The sequence below is a fragment of the Clostridium tanneri genome (genome assembly GCF_033659955.1).
In the GTDB taxonomy this organism is placed as follows: Bacteria; Bacillota; Clostridia; order Clostridiales; family Clostridiaceae; genus Clostridium_AM; species Clostridium_AM tanneri.
This window is the reverse complement of sequence record NZ_JARUJP010000015.1, coordinates 44,652-60,327: the sequence shown is the minus strand read 5'-3', so window position 1 is coordinate 60,327 and position 15,676 is coordinate 44,652. Positions and strand designations below refer to the sequence as shown.

Below are 15,676 nucleotides of genomic sequence, written 5' to 3'. Positions count from 1 at the left end.
TGATATTATTTTATTGTAGACGAAGTCGAAATTTATCTAAAACCAGAGCGAAGGGTTTTAGATAAATAAAATTTCTATTAAGCAAATATCCCCTATTAAGCCACATGCTCCCCCATGTTGGCTTTTTCCTTTTTATTATTGATAATTATCAATGGTGGTAAACATAACCATCTTTACGTGCATTAAAATAGACCTGGAAGAAGAACTTCTAGGTCTATTTTGAGGTTTAATAATCTTGAATTTCGTATTGAGTACTAGTCATATTTTGACAATTGTCTGAGCTGAAATCTGGTATAGGCCAGTTTATTTCAGCTGCGTGGAATACTCCATCATTATGTTCATTCTTTTCTACATATTGATCTTCATTACTTGTAATTGTTACAACCTTTGGAGCTGAATACATAACAGCTGCTGGTCCTTGTACAGTTTCTCCATTTTCTTGCTCAAACTTTCTATCCTTTGGGATAAAGAAACCCCGAAACTCTCCATTTCTAGGAGTAGTTTTACCAGGGTGTAAAATGTACCAAGACTTATCGAAGTTACCAGAGTCTGTTGCTCTCGTAGGACCGTACACTATAATATTTTCAGAGGTAGAATTTGTAATTACAGCGCCTTCACCGTCATTTCTCATTTGCTCACTATGTTCTTGCTCAGTCATTACACCTTGATTATGCATATCATAGCCTCCTTATAGAATTATTATTTTATCTTACTCAAATAATTTCTCCATAATTTCTATAAGTAATACTATCTTTAAGGCAAATTTAATTTATCAAATAAGTGATTTTATTAAATTAATGGCAAAAGCATTTATAATAAAAATTATATATTATTTATCTTAAACCTTTTCTTAATGGAATTTAATAAATCCTTAGCTTCAACCTTGCTGTCCTTCTTCATATTTAAGTTATAAATATCAGAAAGTGGAATAAGATAACTACTATTTGAATCTGAGGTTAACAGTCCAAATATTTCAAAGTCACGATCAATTATCAATTTTGTATCTTTAAGATTATTTTTAGATATTAGAGCCTCTAATTGTCCATTAGAGATACTATTAACTTGCCATTTACCTTCAGAATATTTAACATATGCTGTGCCAATGTTTTTATTATCTAGTTTTAATGGGAAAACATATCCCTCGCTTTTTAATAGATTGTCGGTTATTGTATCATTAGTTCCTTTTAAAAATGGTAGTGAAATTGAATAGTACTCTATAGGATCACCTAATGTTATACTATCAAAATTATCACTGGCTTTTAAACCATAAGAGTCTCTTTGTACCATAATGGCCTCTTTAAAATTTTCAATATTCTTCATTGAAATATCTTCTATATTATAAACTCCAGTATCTGTATTACCGGTGTATTTAATATCTATTTTCCTAGTATTACTACGAGATAAGTCGCCGCCAGTAAAAATACATTCTTTTAATGTAAAATCTGAGTTATCACAGAAAGAAGTATATTTTATTGTGTATTTTAAACCATCGGCGGGATCAATATATCCTATATAATTATTACCAGCAGATTCAGTATATGAAAATACTACAACATTACGAGAATGCCCTGTTTTCTTATGTTCCATAACGAATTCTATAGGTCTGCCAGCCTGTAATCTATCCTTAATTAAAGAAAAAGGAGGATATGAGTGATACTCACTACCTGTAACGCCGAAATACTGCAGTAACCTAATATCAATAGAATTTGATTTATATGGTACTGGTTTAGAAAAACTCTCTAAAATATCATCATCATAATAACGATGACCAGTATAATACTCAATAATAGATGCGTTAGCAGCAGCCCAATTGCTGTGATATTCATACCCCCTAGTGTAAACGCTCATACTGAGACTTGAAGAATCAGCATAAACTTGGGTCGCAGAAAAAATTGTTGTCAGCAATATAGTAGTAGAAAGCAATTTCTTTATTTTCATAATATTCCCCCTTAAGTTAATGACGATAGTTTATAGACAAATTGTAATTGTTATTATTTACCTATACTTTATATATTATCATAAATTAACCCACTATTACAAGTTGGTGGAAAATGAATTAAATTGTAGAAAGGTGCATAGTGGTTAATGCGTAAATGTAAAAATATTAATCTCTTGAATGTAGTATCTTGTTGTTTTTTTATTAATTTAATATATAATTAAGTTAACTAGTACAGGTAAAGGGGAGATAACTTTTGAAAGAAAGAATTCTAGAATCCTTCATGGATGTGTTGCCGCACTTAAAGGAGCTAATTCAGCAAGATATAATGACTTCAATAACTGATACTGAAAAGTTTTTAGGCTACTATCCTGGTGATAAAATGAGAATAAATATACGAGTAGGAGATCTAATACCAGATAATGACCCTTTAAGAAAGACTATAATGGAAAATAAAATAATATCTTCAATAGTGCCAAAGGAAGTCTATGGGTTCCCATTTAAATCTGTAACATATCCTATAAGGAATGAACAGGGAATCGCCATAGGAGCAGTAGGCTATGCGATAAATATTGAAAATGAAGTTAAAATCAGTAATGCATCAGAAACTATGTTTAGTGCTATTGAGGAAACAAGTGCAAATATTAATGAAGCTTCTATGGACATTCAAAAGCTGACTAGTATGATCAATGATATAAATGAATCAGCTAAGATTACAGAAAAAAAGATTGCAGATTCAGATAAGGTAATAGGCATGATCAAAAATGTAGCCCAACAAACTAATTTACTAGCTTTAAATGCTGCAATTGAAGCAGCAAGAGCTGGTGAGCATGGAAGAGGATTTTCTATTGTAGCATCAGAAATGAGAAAGCTTTCTCTAACTAGCAAAGAATCTAGTGAAAGCGTATATAAACAATTAAGTGAAATGAAAGAAGCGGTAGAATTTATTAAGAGACAGATAGATAGCATTTTAGAAATAGCAGATAACCAATCTACAAAGTTTAAAGATATTACAACGGCTGCAGAGGAAATAGCTGAGAATGCAGAAACACTTGTCCATTTTACAAGAATAAATGATTAGTTACTAGCAACATTTAATTTGAAAGTAAAGATCTCTTATCAAAAGGAGAGAAATATGAAAGTTGTTGTATTAATAGAAAATACAAAGAATGGCTCAAAGGATTTAATTTGCGAAGAAGGCCTATCTATTTATATAGAAACAAAGGATAGACGTATACTTTTTGATACAGGCAGAACTGGCAATTTTATAGTAAATGCTAAAAGAATGGGGATAGAATTACAGCAAGTTGATGCTGTAATTCTTTCACATGGTCATCATGACCATGGTGGAGGGCTTTCATCATTTTTTCAAATAAATGATAAAGCAAAAATATATGCTAAAAGAGGCGTAGAGAGAGACTTTTATTTCCGCACCATTTTATTCAGTAATAGTATTGGGATTAATAAAACAGTGTTTAATGAGTATTCAGACAGAATTAATTATGTTGATGGATTTACAGAAATAATGGATAATGTATATATTATTTCTGAGATAGAGAAACAATATAAAACTCCAGAAGGTAACAAGTACTTATTTGTTAAATATGGAAACGAAGTAACTAGAGATAAATTTGACCATGAATTAATTATGGTTATTAGAGAGAAGGATGAATTAACTATTTTTACAGGCTGTTCACATAATGGTACAGCTAATATTATTGAAACTGTTAGAAGTAGATTTCCAGGAGGAAAAATCAAGGCAATAGTAGGAGGGTTTCATTTAGTTAGAATTCCTTTAATAAAGATATTAGGTCCGTCACAAGAAGAAATTAATATACTTATAAAGAAAATTCGAGATGAAAATATAGAAAGAGTTTACACAGGTCATTGTACTGGAGAAAAGGCATTTAAGAAATTGAAGGATATTTTAGGTAGTAATATCTCATACATTAGTACTGGAACAGAATTAAACATTTAGTTTTAGGTGTGAATATATATAGATAGAACTCCCCTTGCACTGAACGGAGGGGGAGTTTTTTGCATACAATACCAGAAGTAATATATTTAATTACAAAAAAGAGTGAGTTTTGTATTGACTGTTACCTAAGGGAGTAGATTAACATAGAAAAGAGAGGTGATGATATGTTAATAAGTGAAGTTTGTAGTTTAACTGGTTTAACAAAGAAAGCTATATCTTATTATGAGGAACAAGGATTAATAAAATCTAAAAAGAATAGTAATGGATATAGAGAGTATTCAGTAGATGATATAGTATTATTAAATGAGATTTCTTTATATAGAAAATTAGATATAGCAATTAAAGATATTAAAACAGTGTTAATAAGTAAAGATAAAAAGAACATACTTAATAATATCATTCAGGAGAAGCAGAAAAAAGAAATTCAGATAAAAATGGAAAAAATATATTTGGAAAAAATTATAAATAATAATTTTGATGAAAAAACTATAAAGGAACTAAATGAGGAGATTATAGAAATTGAAAAAAATAATGGAGAGTTTATTAAGCGAGAATTAGCTAGAGTTTTTCCAAGTGGAATAGGAAAGTATTTAGCATATCATTTTGCACCATATTTGAATGGACCTTTAGATACAGCAGAAAAATATAAAGCATGGATTGAAATTGTTGAGTTTTTAGATAATGTTCCAGAACTGGAGATACCTAGAATAGTTGAGAGTGGATATGAAAATACAACAGATGAAATGGCAAAAAGAATAAGTGATGACACAAGAAATGAAATAAATAATATGTTAAATGCTAAAGGTGAGGAATTAAAGTCATATAAGAAAAAAATATTAGATAATATAGATAAGCAAAATGATGAATCATTATTAAAAGTAATGAATCCGTTTTATAAGTTTAAAAAGGAACTTAATGAGTTTTTTAATAGTAGTGGATACTATGATATATTTGTACCTAACATGAAGATATTAAGCAAGGAGTATAGAGAATATCACAAGCAGCTTATTAAGTTAAACGAATTAATGTCTAATGAACTAGGTATTAAATATGATGAAAATATGAGAATAATAAGAATTAAAAAATAGAAGGTTTATTTTCTATAAAAGTCCAGCCATTAAGGAAGCCGATGCTATCGTATTTGGGTCTCCAATATATTATTATACAATTACAGGACAATCAAAAGTTTGGTTTGATCATACATTCCCAATGCTTGGGAATGATTATAAGCCAAAGTATCCAGGTAAAAAGTTAATAACAATATTTACTCAAGGGAATCCTGATCCTAAGATAGGTGCGGAAGGCGTTAAGTTTGCCAATAATATGTTAGAAGAATTAGGCTGGAAGTGACAAAAATAGTTTTAACCTAGTTATATCAATGGTTAGGGCGTTTTTTACAAGTAAAAATACCCTATAGTAAGAATAATATATGTTTAAACAAATTCAACAAGAAGCAAATAAAACTCTCCACTATTTCACCAGACTTTGCATAAGTGTTATGATAATAACATGGAGGTGTAAATAGTATGGACAGGATATATAAAACTGCAGATGTAGCTAAAAGAGTTGGGGTACATTCCAACACTGTACGTTTGTACGAAAAGCTTAAATTAATACCAGAGGCAAGTAGATTGCCAAATGGTTATAGAGTATTTACTGATTATCATATAGAGCAGTTTAACCTTGCTAGAACAGCCTTTAAAGTAGAGGTTCTGCAAAATGGACTTAGAAAAAAGATAATCAATGTTGTTAAGTTATCTGCTAGGGGGGAGCTTCAAGAAGCAATTAACTGTACAAACGATTATATTAATCAGATAAAACAAGAGCAAAAAAATGCAGAAGAAGCCATAGAACTTTCAAGGAAGCTTTTATCAGGTATAGACGTTGAAGATAACAATATATTTTTCACAAGAAAGCAAACTGCAGACTATCTACAAGTTACAATGGATACATTGAGAAATTGGGAGATGAATGGTTTGCTTACTGTTAAAAGAAAGCGGAATGGATATCGAGTTTATACTGAAAGTGATATTAATAGATTAAAGATAATACGCACATTACGTTGTGCTAACTATTCTCTTTCAGCAATTTTAAGAATGATGAATGCCATATCAGAAAGTAAGGAAATCGATATTAGAGAGGTGATTAATAAACCCCAAAAGGATGAGGAGATTGTTACAGCATGCGACAAGCTTCTTACTTCATTAAGTGATGCAGAAAAAAATGCTCATAGTATATTGAAACAATTAGAATATATGAAAAATGAATTTAATATAAACTCTACACTTTAACACCAGACTTTGTGCTGGTGTTATTCTTTTATCGAAAGGAGGGAATAACACATGGAAGCAATAAAAGTTCAAAACCTTTATAAATCCTATGGAGATGTTCAAGTGGTGAAAGATGTTAGTTTAACAGTTAAGAGAGGAGAGGTATTTGGATTGCTTGGGGCCAATGGGGCAGGGAAGAGTACTACTATAGAGTGTATTTTAGGTACAAAGAGTTTTGATGATGGGCAGGTATCTATCCTAGGTATGAATCCTAAAAAAGAAAGAAAACAGCTGTTTCAGAAGGTTGGGGTACAGTTTCAAGAATCTAATTATCAAGATAAGATTACAGTGAAAGAGTTGTGTGAAATAACCCAAGTTCTCTATAGAAATCCATTAGATTACAATAAACTACTAAAGGAATTTAATCTTCAGGATAAGGTTAAAAATCTAGTAAGAGAACTATCTGGAGGAGAAAAACAACGATTATTTATTATACTAGCGTTAATTCCAAGCCCAGAGGTAGTATTCCTAGACGAGCTTACAACAGGACTAGATGTAAAGGCTAGAAGAGATGTTTGGAAATGCTTATTAAATTTAAAGAAGCAAGGTCTTACAATCTTCTTAACATCTCATTTTATGGATGAGGTTGAAGTTCTGTGCGATAAAATATGTATTTTAAAAAATGGAGTTATAGCTTTCCATGGAACTGTAGAAGAAGCAGTATCGCTAAGTCCATATGAAAAATTTGAGGATGCTTATTTATGGTTTGTAGATGAGGAGGAAGTGGAGGATGAAAGTATTTAGAGCAATGCTAAAAACTGAATTAAAGCTATCACTAAGAGGCATGGATATGTTTATCTTTGCAATCTGTATGCCAGTAGTGGTAACTGCTATTCTAGGTGTTATTTATGGTAGTAAGCCCGCATTTCCTGGAGCAGATTTTACATTCCTGGAGCAATCCTTTGCTGCTATATCAACCATTGCAATATGTGCAGGAGGGGTAATGGGGTTGCCATTAGTATTATCTGAATATCGTCAAAGAAAAATATTAAAAAGATTTAAAGTAACTCCAGTCAGCCCTTCTATGATTTTAGTAGCCGAAGGAGTGGTATATACTTTATATGCCAGTGTTTCATTAGTGCTTGTTTACTTAACAGCAAGAATATTTTTCGATTTTCAATTTAGAGGTTCATGGATAAATTTTTTAGGAGCATATGCACTAGTAATGATATCAATGTTCAGTATTGGATTTATGGTGGGAGGAATAGCGAAAAATACTAAAATTGCGGGTGTAATTGCAAGTGTGCTATATTTTCCTATGCTTATATTCTCAGGAGCAACATTACCATATGAGGTTATGCCAACAGTGCTTCAAAGGGTGGCAGATATCTTTCCTTTAACTCAGGGTATAAAGCTTTTAAAAAGTGCCTCACTTAATTTAAACATAAATGATTCAGTAATACCAATTTACATTACCATTATTATACTTACAGTGGTTTGTGGCGGGATATCTATTAAGTTTTTTAAATGGGAATAATTTTTAAGTTTCAGAAGTCCCTATAAGGAAAATCGATGAGAGTGTTTTGGTAAAAAACTAGAGAAGAGTCACTAAGTAGAAATATGCCATTGTTAAAATTAAATAAAAATAGTCATTTATACATCAGAAGCAGGTATGTTAAAGCAATTATATTAGCATATCTGTTTTTTGCTGCAAATATATTAAAAATATTAATTTATATATTTATATTTTTAATTATCATTAATATTTTAATTGATATTTTTAATTTATATATTGAATTTATTGTAATTTGGTATTACAATAAAAATATAGAAAAGGAGAGGATAATTGTGGCTTATAGAGTAATAAGCAAATGTCCAGTATGTAATTCAAAATTAAAAATTGCAAAACTCAGATGCAGCAAATGTAGTACAGTAATTGAGAATGACTTTGAGTTTTCAAAATTCGAATATTTAAATGAAGAATATCTTAATTTTATGGAAGTTTTTTTAAAGTGCAGAGGAAATATTAAGGATGTTGAAAAAGAGCTTGGCATATCCTATCCTACCGTGAGGGCCAAACTGGATGAAGTGGTTTCTGCTCTTGGATATTCTGTAGTAAAAAAGCCTACGGTAGGTAGTAAGGAAATACTTGATATGCTTGAAAAAGGTGAAATATCAGCTGAACAGGCTGTAAATATGATGAAAGAAGATTAAATTTTGAAAGGATGGGTTATAGATGAAGGAAGAAGTTAAGAGAATTTTAAAAATGTTTGAAGAAGGTAAAATTGATTTAGATAAGGCTGCGGAGCTAATTGAAGCTCTTAATAAGTCCGCTGATGTAAAGCAGTTGCCGGTAACAGGAAATTTAGATAAAATGCTTAAAGTTATAGTGCTGTCAGCTACAAAAGATACTGTAAATGTGAACGTACCGGTTAAGTTTTTAAAGGCCATAGGCAATGCTGTTAATAACATTAAGATACCAGGTGTTTCAGATCAAGATGGGATAGATATAAAAATGATTATGGAAGCCATTGATTCAGGCCTTGAAGGAAAGATAGTGGACGTAAAAAGCAGTAATGGAGATATAGTTGAGGTTTCCATTGAATGAGAATTTATGTAAGACTCAATACTAAAAGAAGTTTTAACATTCCAGCCCCAATAGGACTCGTGAAGGCTGTCCTCAGTTTGGGAGTGTCCATTGCAAGAAGGTATATTCCTGTAGAGCAAAGGAAATATATTGATTGCATTGACTTTCAGGAACTTAGAAAGGGCTTTGATGCATTAAAATCTTATAAAGGGTTAAAGCTTGTAGAAGTGAAGACAGAGGATGGTACTGAGGTAATAATAGTCGTTTAAATGTTTTGTCTCCAACTTTTTGTGCAACAAGTTAAGACGTAATCTTCTTTTTTACGGCTTAACTGTAAAAGCTAAATAATTTACTGGAACATTGACATAAAGGACTGCTTATGTGCAGTCCTTTATAAATACTAATATATCAACTTTTGATTTTTCATATTTCATAACATACAGATACTTGAGTATCGAGAACATTTCCTATAAATTTTGCAACTTCCAGGTGTGCAGGATGAGTAAGGTATGCATTCATATCTTCCATTGATGCAAATTTGGTAATTAGAATTATGTCATAAGCTGTTTGGCTGGGGCGAACATTTAACTCAGCTTGTATATCTAAAAGAACTTCTATTTTTCCTTTCATACCTAAGAGAACTTCCTGTGTTTTTTTAATATTTTCAGTATCTCTACTTTTTAATTTTAAAAGTAAGTTGTTTATAATCATTTTTTACCTCCTGTAATATTTAGTATAGTTTGAGCGGATTCTTTTCCGTTCACAAATAGTGTAATCAGGTGAATGCCTGGGTAATGATTACGTGTTGTAAGGTCTGCAAAGCTGTGAGTGCGTGTTCCTGACAAGTGTGCACTACCGGGTACAGTTTTATCCGATAAGAGAAATAGCTTGCGGGAAGAGCGACCATTGGATTTTATAAAGTCAATGCCATATTCTAAACGGATATGTGCAGGGGTGTTCCATGCTATATCTAGTGAATAATTCAATTCACAGCTGTCTCCAATCTTAAGTTCCTCCGGATTAACCGTCAGGGTTGCATTCTTAAACAAGGGGTTTTCATCAGAAAAATCTGTATAACCAAAGAGGCTCATTGCTGTAGAAAGCTCTGTATGAAGTAAGAAAAGCAACAAGTTCAGTTACTTCTTCAGGTTCCGCCAGTTACAAGTACCCGGTTACCCTCAAGTTCTTTGCTTATATCAAATAACGGTGAATTATTTCCCATAATAGAAATACCTCCTTGTTCTTAAGTTATATTACTTACTTAGTATAACTAATATAACTTGACCACAGTGTGTCAGGTTTTAAAACGATATTTATTTACCATGTTATCCAAGCGAGTTGAAATCTCCTTACGAACACTTTCAGGTTCTATCACCTCCAGCATTGTACCAAAAGAAAAAAGATAACTGTAAATCCATTCACCACCGGGCAGGGAAACAATCACAGTATAGGAGCCATCATTGTTTTTTATTATATTTTCTTCTTCAAAATCGTCATATACACGGTAGGCTCCTTCAGGTGATATTTTCAGAGTCAGCTTAACCTGCTCGCTACATGCTTCCTTTAGAGATTTAGTCATAAGCTCCTGTGAACTTTGGTGTGTACAAGACTCTTCAGTGATATGGATATCAGACATACGACTTATTTTAAATGTTCTGAGTGCCATTTTCTGCAGACAATATCCTTGTAGATACCAGGCTTTGTCTCTAAAGAGCAGTTTAAAAGGTTCAACTTTACGGTAGCTTTTTTCTCCATTTATATTGAAATAGGAAAAAGTAATTACCATATGTTCAAGTATGGTGTCTTTAAGAAGGCTGAAAACTTCATTCTGCTTTTTGTCCTTTCCCCAATTAGAAAAGTCTACTTCAATCCAGTTTATATTACTTTTCTTGAAAAGACTGTTCAATTTTGATAGCACATCATCAAGTTCGGGATATTGGACTGCCGACAAGCTTTGAAGAGCCAGCAGAATTTTATCCTGTTCTTTTTCTGAAAGCAGTGATTTATCAAGCACAAAATTATCAAGCAGAGAGATTCCTCCACCTTTACCTTGGCTTGCATATATAGGAATACCTGCTTGGCTAAGTGCATCAATATCCCTATATATAGTCCTCACAGATACTTCAAAATGTTTAGCCAGTTCGCCTGCTGTTACGGACTTCTTTTCAAGCAGAATATATATGATTTGAAATAATCTACTTATCTGCATAACATCACCTCACTTAAAAATATAAATCATATAACTTGACAACACTATGTCATATTATGTGATTTTATTGTGAAAGTATGTTTTAGTCTTCTCATCATTTCCTATAAACAACATAACTGTTTCTAAGATTTTATGTAATGCAGTACATTTCAAATAGTAGATACGTATGATAATTGAAATGTCACCTAAAAAGTTGGTCGTTTTTATAATTAAATCCGAAAAAAGAGCCAGTGATTAAGATTTGTTTGTTAATAATACATGGACAAAAAAGTTCACAAATAGTCCCTATGTAGTTCAAATTTGCTCCATAAAATAAAAACATACCCAACGAGATATTAACGTAATAACCTAGTATATTTTAAGGAGGAAATTTTTTATGAAAACAGGAACAAAAGCAGCTAAGTTTATTGGAAGGTCTTTAATGGCTCTTTCCATTGTTGCAGCATTGCCTGTAATGGCAAGCGCTCATTGTGATACTATGGAGGGACCTACTATTTCAGATGCAAAAAAGGCGTTGGAGAGTAATAACGTTAATTATGCATTAAAATGGGTTCAACCGGAAAATGAAAAAGAAATAACACAGGTGTTTGAACAAGCTATAAAAGCTAAGGAAGTAAGTGCTGAAGCAAAGGATCTTGCTGATAAGAAGTTCTTTGAAGAGCTAGTGAAAGTTCACAGAGCAGGAGAAGGTGCTCCTTTCACAGGTGTGAAACCTGTAGGGACTCCTATTGATGAAAAGGTAGCGGCAGCAGATAAAGCTATTGAAATTGGAGACTTATCGCCATTAGAAGGTATGGTACCTGAGGAAAAAATGCCCGAACTAATAGAGAGATTTGAAGAGGTAATGGCTTTAAAGAATTTTGATGTAAACAATGTTGATGCTGGAAGAGAATATATAGAAGCTTATGTAAGTTTCTTTAAATTTGCTGAAGGTGAAGAAGAAGGACATGCTGCTCATGGTGAAGCTAAAGAGAGTGCACATGCTGAAGCTGGAGAAAGCCAAAAAGTTAGCAATCCGAAAACTGCAGATATGGGAACAATACCATTTGTTGCTACCTCAGCAGTAACAGGACTTGCAGCTCTTGCTCTAGGATTAAAGAAAAAATCTAAATAAACATAACTGTATCAATTACATGAACCTATTCTAGTAGGATTTTGAAAACATAATCCTAATAAGTACTATAATATTTCCTTCCTCGATGTTTATTCGGTGAGGGAAATTTTTTTATAACTAGTAATACACAATAATAAGAGGTAAGGTTATGAATTTAAAATTAAAAATTTTTAAAAGAATACTTTTCATTACGCTGCTTATAGTATTTAGTTATTCTGCTATTATGACAGGGTATAGATTGGTAGATAAATACCGTAATGATAAATTAAATAAAAGCATAACTACAATTTATAATGAAAGCAAAGTAAGTAAGAATGAGGATAAAGGTCAACAGTTTATGGAGCCTCTTTTAAAAGTTAACAAAGATGCTGTAGGATGGCTTAATATAAATAACACTAGAATTAACTATCCTGTAGTTCAGGGTAAGGATAATGAGTATTACCTTAATCATAATTTTGAAAAAGAATCCAGTAATTATGGAAGTATTTTTGTGGATTACCGTAACAAGAATCTTGAAAACTTTGTTAACGGTGAAAAAAATATAATTATATATGGTCATCATATGAAAGATGGAACAATGTTTGGTGATTTAAAGCTGTATAAAGATGAAAAATTCTTTAAGGACAATCAGATTATCAGCTTTAACATATTAGGTGAACAATATAAATGGCAGGTTTTTTCTGCCTACGTAACAGGCACAGATTTTAATTACATAAAAACTGATTTTAAAGATGATGTTGAGGTCAATGAATTTTTAAAGAGTATAAAAGAGAAATCTTTGTATGTAAATGACACAACTCTAAATTCAAAGGATGTAATTCTTACATTGTCAACTTGCAGTTATGAGTTCGAAAATGCTAGATTTGTAGTACATTTCAAGTTGATTAAATAGGTTGAAACTAAACTGTAACATAAGTTACAGATATTTTTATGGAATATGATATTATAGTAAAGATAACAGATTGAAACTGTTATAGCAGTTAATCGTATAGAGAATAAAACATATATTTAATCGTGGAGGTTTTATATGGAAAATAAAAAAGTTCTTGTTGTAGATGATGAAGAAAATGTATCAGAACTTCTTAAGCTATACTTAGAGGCAGAGGGATTTGTAGTAGAGACAGCAGGTGATGGGTTAAAGGCTTTAGAGTTAGCTGGGAAATTCAAACCAGATTTAATTATATTAGATATTATGCTTCCTCTTAAGGATGGATGGCAGGTGGCTAAAGAACTAAGAAAAGATATGGATACACCTATAATAATGCTTTCTGCAAAGGGAGAAGAATCAGATAAAATTCTTGGACTTAATTTAGGTGGTGATGATTATGTAACTAAGCCTTTTTCACCAGGGGAAGTAGCAGCAAGAGTTAAGGCTATTTTAAGAAGAGTGAGGAACGAGGAACAAGAAAAAGATATTTTGAACTTTCCATATCTTATAATTGACTTTTCTAAATATGAAATTATTATTAATGGGGTTAAAATAGTAAGCACTCCAAAAGAAGTTGAAATGCTATGGTTATTGGCAAGCAATGTTGGTAGAGTTTTTACAAGAGATCAGCTACTAAATAAAATTTGGGGTTATGATTACCTAGGTGATTCACGAACTGTTGATACTCATGTAAAAAGGTTACGTCGAAAAATGGAAAACAATCATCCATACACCTATATACAAACAGTTTGGGGAGTAGGGTATAAATTTGAGGTAGTGAAAAATGAAGAGAAATCTATTTAGTAAACTTTTTTTAACTTATCTTTTATTAATATTACTTGCTATTGGAATAGTAAGTTCACTATTTTATGTTTTCTTTAATAACTATTACTATGGAATTAGAGAACAACAGCTTCTTACTCAAGGGAAAGAAATATCCAAAGTTGTAAGTACTAACATAAAAAATAAGGATTTTGCTCAAATTGATGAGACAATAAAGGTTTATAATAAAATCAATGTTTCACGTATGTGGATTGTTAACAAAGAAGGAAATATTATTAGTGGTCCAAGTAAGATTGATAATCCTGATAATGAATGTCCGGAAAGTGAGGAGATAAGAAGAGCACTTAATGGAGAAATAGTTATAAATCGTGGGAATATAAGATATTCAGCTGACCCAGTTCTGTCTGTAGCTTTGCCGATATATGTTGAAGGTAATATAGGAGGAGCGGTGTTTGTTTGTAATCCACTTTCAGACATTAATAATAGCATTTCTCAAGCTCTAAAAATTGTGATTCTTGCTGGTGTTATAGCAGTTATTGTTTTAGCTTCAGTAAGTTTTTTTATATCAAGAAACATTACAAAACCTATTAAAGAAATAACAGAAATATCTTTGGAAATGGCTAAAGGCAATTTTACTCAGAGAGTTAAATTTACTTCTAATGACGAAATAGGAAAATTAGCTGAAACATTTAACTATATGACAGTAAAGCTAGATAAAACCTTAAGAGACTTAGAACAGGAAAAAGATAAAATGATTGAAATGGAAAGGATGCAAAGAGAGTTTGTAGCAAATGCATCTCATGAACTTCGCACTCCCCTTACTTCAGTGAGAGGATATATTGAGGCAATTCTTGATGGAGTTATAAATAAAAAAGAACAGGAAAAGAAATATCTCAGGATTGTTCTTAAAGAAACATTAAGATTACACAAGCTAGTAAATAGTCTTTTAGATTTATCTAGGATGGAAGCTGGACATGTTAAGATAAATAAAAGACAGTTGTCTATTAATGAGGTTATTGAAAAAGCTGTTAATAGATTAAAACCATTAGCTGAGGAAAATGATCTTTCTTTAGAACTAGAGAAATCAGCGGATTTACCTAAAGTAATAGGAGATGAAGATTTAATAGAACAAGTAATTATTAATTATGTTACAAATGCTGTAAGATTTACTCCAAAGAGCGGAAGAATATTAGTTAAGTCAGATATAAGTGACGGTAAGGTTAATGTACATGTTATAGACACAGGCATAGGAATTTCTCCGGAAGAATTACCTAATGTTTGGAAAAGGTTTTATAAAATTAATGATGCAAGACCTTTATCTAAAGAAGGGTCAGGTTTAGGACTATCTTTAGTAAAAGAACTAATGGAACTTTTAGGAGGTAGGGCATGGGCAGAAAGTTTCCCAGGAAAAGGTTCTATTTTTAGTTTTAGTTTACCTGTTAAAGAAAGGCAGTGAACGAAAAAGTTCACAAATAGTCCCTATATAGTCCAAAATAAATCTTTAAAATAAAATCATACTTAATCAAGTACAAAACTAAAGCTTTGTGCTAAGGATTAAATTATATTTTTATGAAGGTTTAAGGCCAGTAAGAACTCCTATAGATGAAGTAGTATTGACAGCAGATAAAGCTATTGAAGTTGGAAACTTATCTCCATTGGAAGGAATGGTACCTGAAGAAAGAATGCCCGAACTAATAGAGAGATTTGAAGAGGTAATGAATCTAAAGAATTTTGATGTAAACAATGTTGATGCTGGAGATTTACAAAAAATCACTACTTAACTTTATATTTTTAAGTAGTGATTTTTTATTGAATTACTTGGATATTAATGGATAAGCATTCTCTTTTTAGTAAAGCTCCTAATTGTATCA

General features: G+C 31.5%; 19 protein-coding genes and 1 pseudogene. 15 read left to right on the top strand and 5 right to left on the bottom strand.

All coding sequences use genetic code 11. From position 1 onward, the window contains the following. Positions 1–226: 226 nt before the first annotated feature. Both P8V03_RS12990 and P8V03_RS12985 read right to left on the bottom strand, forming a co-directional pair. Positions 227–676, bottom strand: a complete 450-nt coding sequence (locus tag P8V03_RS12990; RefSeq protein WP_318798420.1) for a hypothetical protein — start codon at positions 674–676, stop codon at positions 227–229. Positions 677–822: 146 nt separating this feature from the next. After that, positions 823–1,938, bottom strand: a complete 1,116-nt coding sequence (locus P8V03_RS12985) for a hypothetical protein (RefSeq protein WP_318798419.1) — start codon at positions 1,936–1,938, stop codon at positions 823–825. 281 nt (positions 1,939–2,219) lie between these two features. Between P8V03_RS12985 and P8V03_RS12980 the strand changes: the two genes are divergently transcribed. The 10 genes and pseudogenes from P8V03_RS12980 (at position 2,220) to P8V03_RS12935 (ending at position 9,040) form a co-directional block, all read left to right on the top strand. After that, entirely contained in the window at positions 2,220–3,017 is a 798-nt protein-coding gene (locus P8V03_RS12980; protein WP_487286225.1) for a methyl-accepting chemotaxis protein, read from the top strand. A gap of 54 nt (positions 3,018–3,071) precedes the next feature. Further along, positions 3,072–3,914 (top strand): MBL fold metallo-hydrolase, encoded by an 843-nt coding sequence (locus P8V03_RS12975; protein ID WP_318798417.1) that lies wholly within the window; start codon positions 3,072–3,074, stop codon positions 3,912–3,914. A 164-nt stretch (positions 3,915–4,078) separates the two neighbouring features. Further along, a complete protein-coding gene (locus tag P8V03_RS12970; protein ID WP_318798416.1) occupies positions 4,079–5,002 on the top strand; it encodes a MerR family transcriptional regulator in 924 nt (307 codons plus the stop codon). A 25-nt stretch (positions 5,003–5,027) separates the two neighbouring features. Next, positions 5,028–5,261, top strand: a pseudogene (locus P8V03_RS12965) (flavodoxin family protein); the annotation flags it as partial. 179 nt (positions 5,262–5,440) lie between these two features. Then, positions 5,441–6,205 carry a MerR family transcriptional regulator gene (locus tag P8V03_RS12960; RefSeq protein ID WP_318798415.1) on the top strand — a complete coding sequence of 255 codons (765 nt, stop codon included), beginning with the start codon at positions 5,441–5,443 and terminating at the stop codon, positions 6,203–6,205. A 51-nt stretch (positions 6,206–6,256) separates the two neighbouring features. Further along, on the top strand, positions 6,257–6,988 hold the full coding sequence (locus P8V03_RS12955) for an ABC transporter ATP-binding protein (RefSeq protein ID WP_318798414.1): 732 nt from the start codon (positions 6,257–6,259) through the stop codon (positions 6,986–6,988). Continuing rightward, the gene (locus P8V03_RS12950) at positions 6,975–7,721 is read left to right on the top strand and encodes an ABC transporter permease (RefSeq protein WP_318798413.1); all 747 of its coding nucleotides are present in this window, start codon (positions 6,975–6,977) and stop codon (positions 7,719–7,721) included. The genes P8V03_RS12955 and P8V03_RS12950 overlap by 14 nt, the downstream gene beginning before the upstream one ends. A gap of 311 nt (positions 7,722–8,032) precedes the next feature. Continuing rightward, entirely contained in the window at positions 8,033–8,398 is a 366-nt protein-coding gene (locus P8V03_RS19155) for a DUF2089 domain-containing protein (RefSeq protein WP_346432511.1), read from the top strand. 22 nt (positions 8,399–8,420) lie between these two features. Further along, positions 8,421–8,792 (top strand): SHOCT-like domain-containing protein, encoded by a 372-nt coding sequence (locus P8V03_RS12940; RefSeq protein ID WP_261672729.1) that lies wholly within the window; start codon positions 8,421–8,423, stop codon positions 8,790–8,792. Next, positions 8,789–9,040 carry a hypothetical protein gene (locus P8V03_RS12935; protein ID WP_318798411.1) on the top strand — a complete coding sequence of 84 codons (252 nt, stop codon included), beginning with the start codon at positions 8,789–8,791 and terminating at the stop codon, positions 9,038–9,040. Before P8V03_RS12940 ends, P8V03_RS12935 begins: the two co-directional genes overlap by 4 nt. A 154-nt stretch (positions 9,041–9,194) precedes the next feature. On the opposite strand, the gene P8V03_RS12930 is transcribed toward P8V03_RS12935, so the two are convergent. The 3 genes from P8V03_RS12930 to P8V03_RS12920 form a co-directional block, all read right to left on the bottom strand. Next, positions 9,195–9,482, bottom strand: coding sequence for a Dabb family protein (locus P8V03_RS12930; protein WP_261672733.1), 288 nt, complete (start codon positions 9,480–9,482; stop codon positions 9,195–9,197). Then, positions 9,479–9,901, bottom strand: a complete 423-nt coding sequence (locus tag P8V03_RS12925) for a hypothetical protein (RefSeq protein ID WP_318798410.1) — start codon at positions 9,899–9,901, stop codon at positions 9,479–9,481. The genes P8V03_RS12930 and P8V03_RS12925 overlap by 4 nt, the downstream gene beginning before the upstream one ends. Positions 9,902–10,065: 164 nt before the next feature. Next, positions 10,066–10,980 (bottom strand): helix-turn-helix transcriptional regulator, encoded by a 915-nt coding sequence (locus P8V03_RS12920; protein ID WP_318798409.1) that lies wholly within the window; start codon positions 10,978–10,980, stop codon positions 10,066–10,068. 376 nt (positions 10,981–11,356) lie between these two features. Between P8V03_RS12920 and P8V03_RS12915 the strand changes: the two genes are divergently transcribed. The 5 genes from P8V03_RS12915 (at position 11,357) to P8V03_RS12895 (ending at position 15,586) form a co-directional block, all read left to right on the top strand. Beyond that, entirely contained in the window at positions 11,357–12,094 is a 738-nt protein-coding gene (locus P8V03_RS12915; protein WP_318798408.1) for a DUF6448 family protein, read from the top strand. 148 nt (positions 12,095–12,242) lie between these two features. Further along, complete coding sequence (gene srtB / locus P8V03_RS12910) at positions 12,243–12,986, top strand: class B sortase (protein WP_318798407.1); 744 nt, start codon at positions 12,243–12,245, stop codon at positions 12,984–12,986. Positions 12,987–13,121: 135 nt separating this feature from the next. Further along, positions 13,122–13,826: a response regulator transcription factor gene (locus tag P8V03_RS12905; protein WP_261672739.1), complete on the top strand. Its 705-nt coding sequence runs from the start codon at positions 13,122–13,124 to the stop codon at positions 13,824–13,826. Next, positions 13,807–15,261 carry a sensor histidine kinase gene (locus P8V03_RS12900; RefSeq protein WP_318798406.1) on the top strand — a complete coding sequence of 485 codons (1,455 nt, stop codon included), beginning with the start codon at positions 13,807–13,809 and terminating at the stop codon, positions 15,259–15,261. Before P8V03_RS12905 ends, P8V03_RS12900 begins: the two co-directional genes overlap by 20 nt. 88 nt (positions 15,262–15,349) lie before the next feature. Continuing rightward, positions 15,350–15,586 carry a DUF6448 family protein gene (locus P8V03_RS12895; protein WP_318798405.1) on the top strand — a complete coding sequence of 79 codons (237 nt, stop codon included), beginning with the start codon at positions 15,350–15,352 and terminating at the stop codon, positions 15,584–15,586. Positions 15,587–15,676 lie beyond the last annotated feature (90 nt).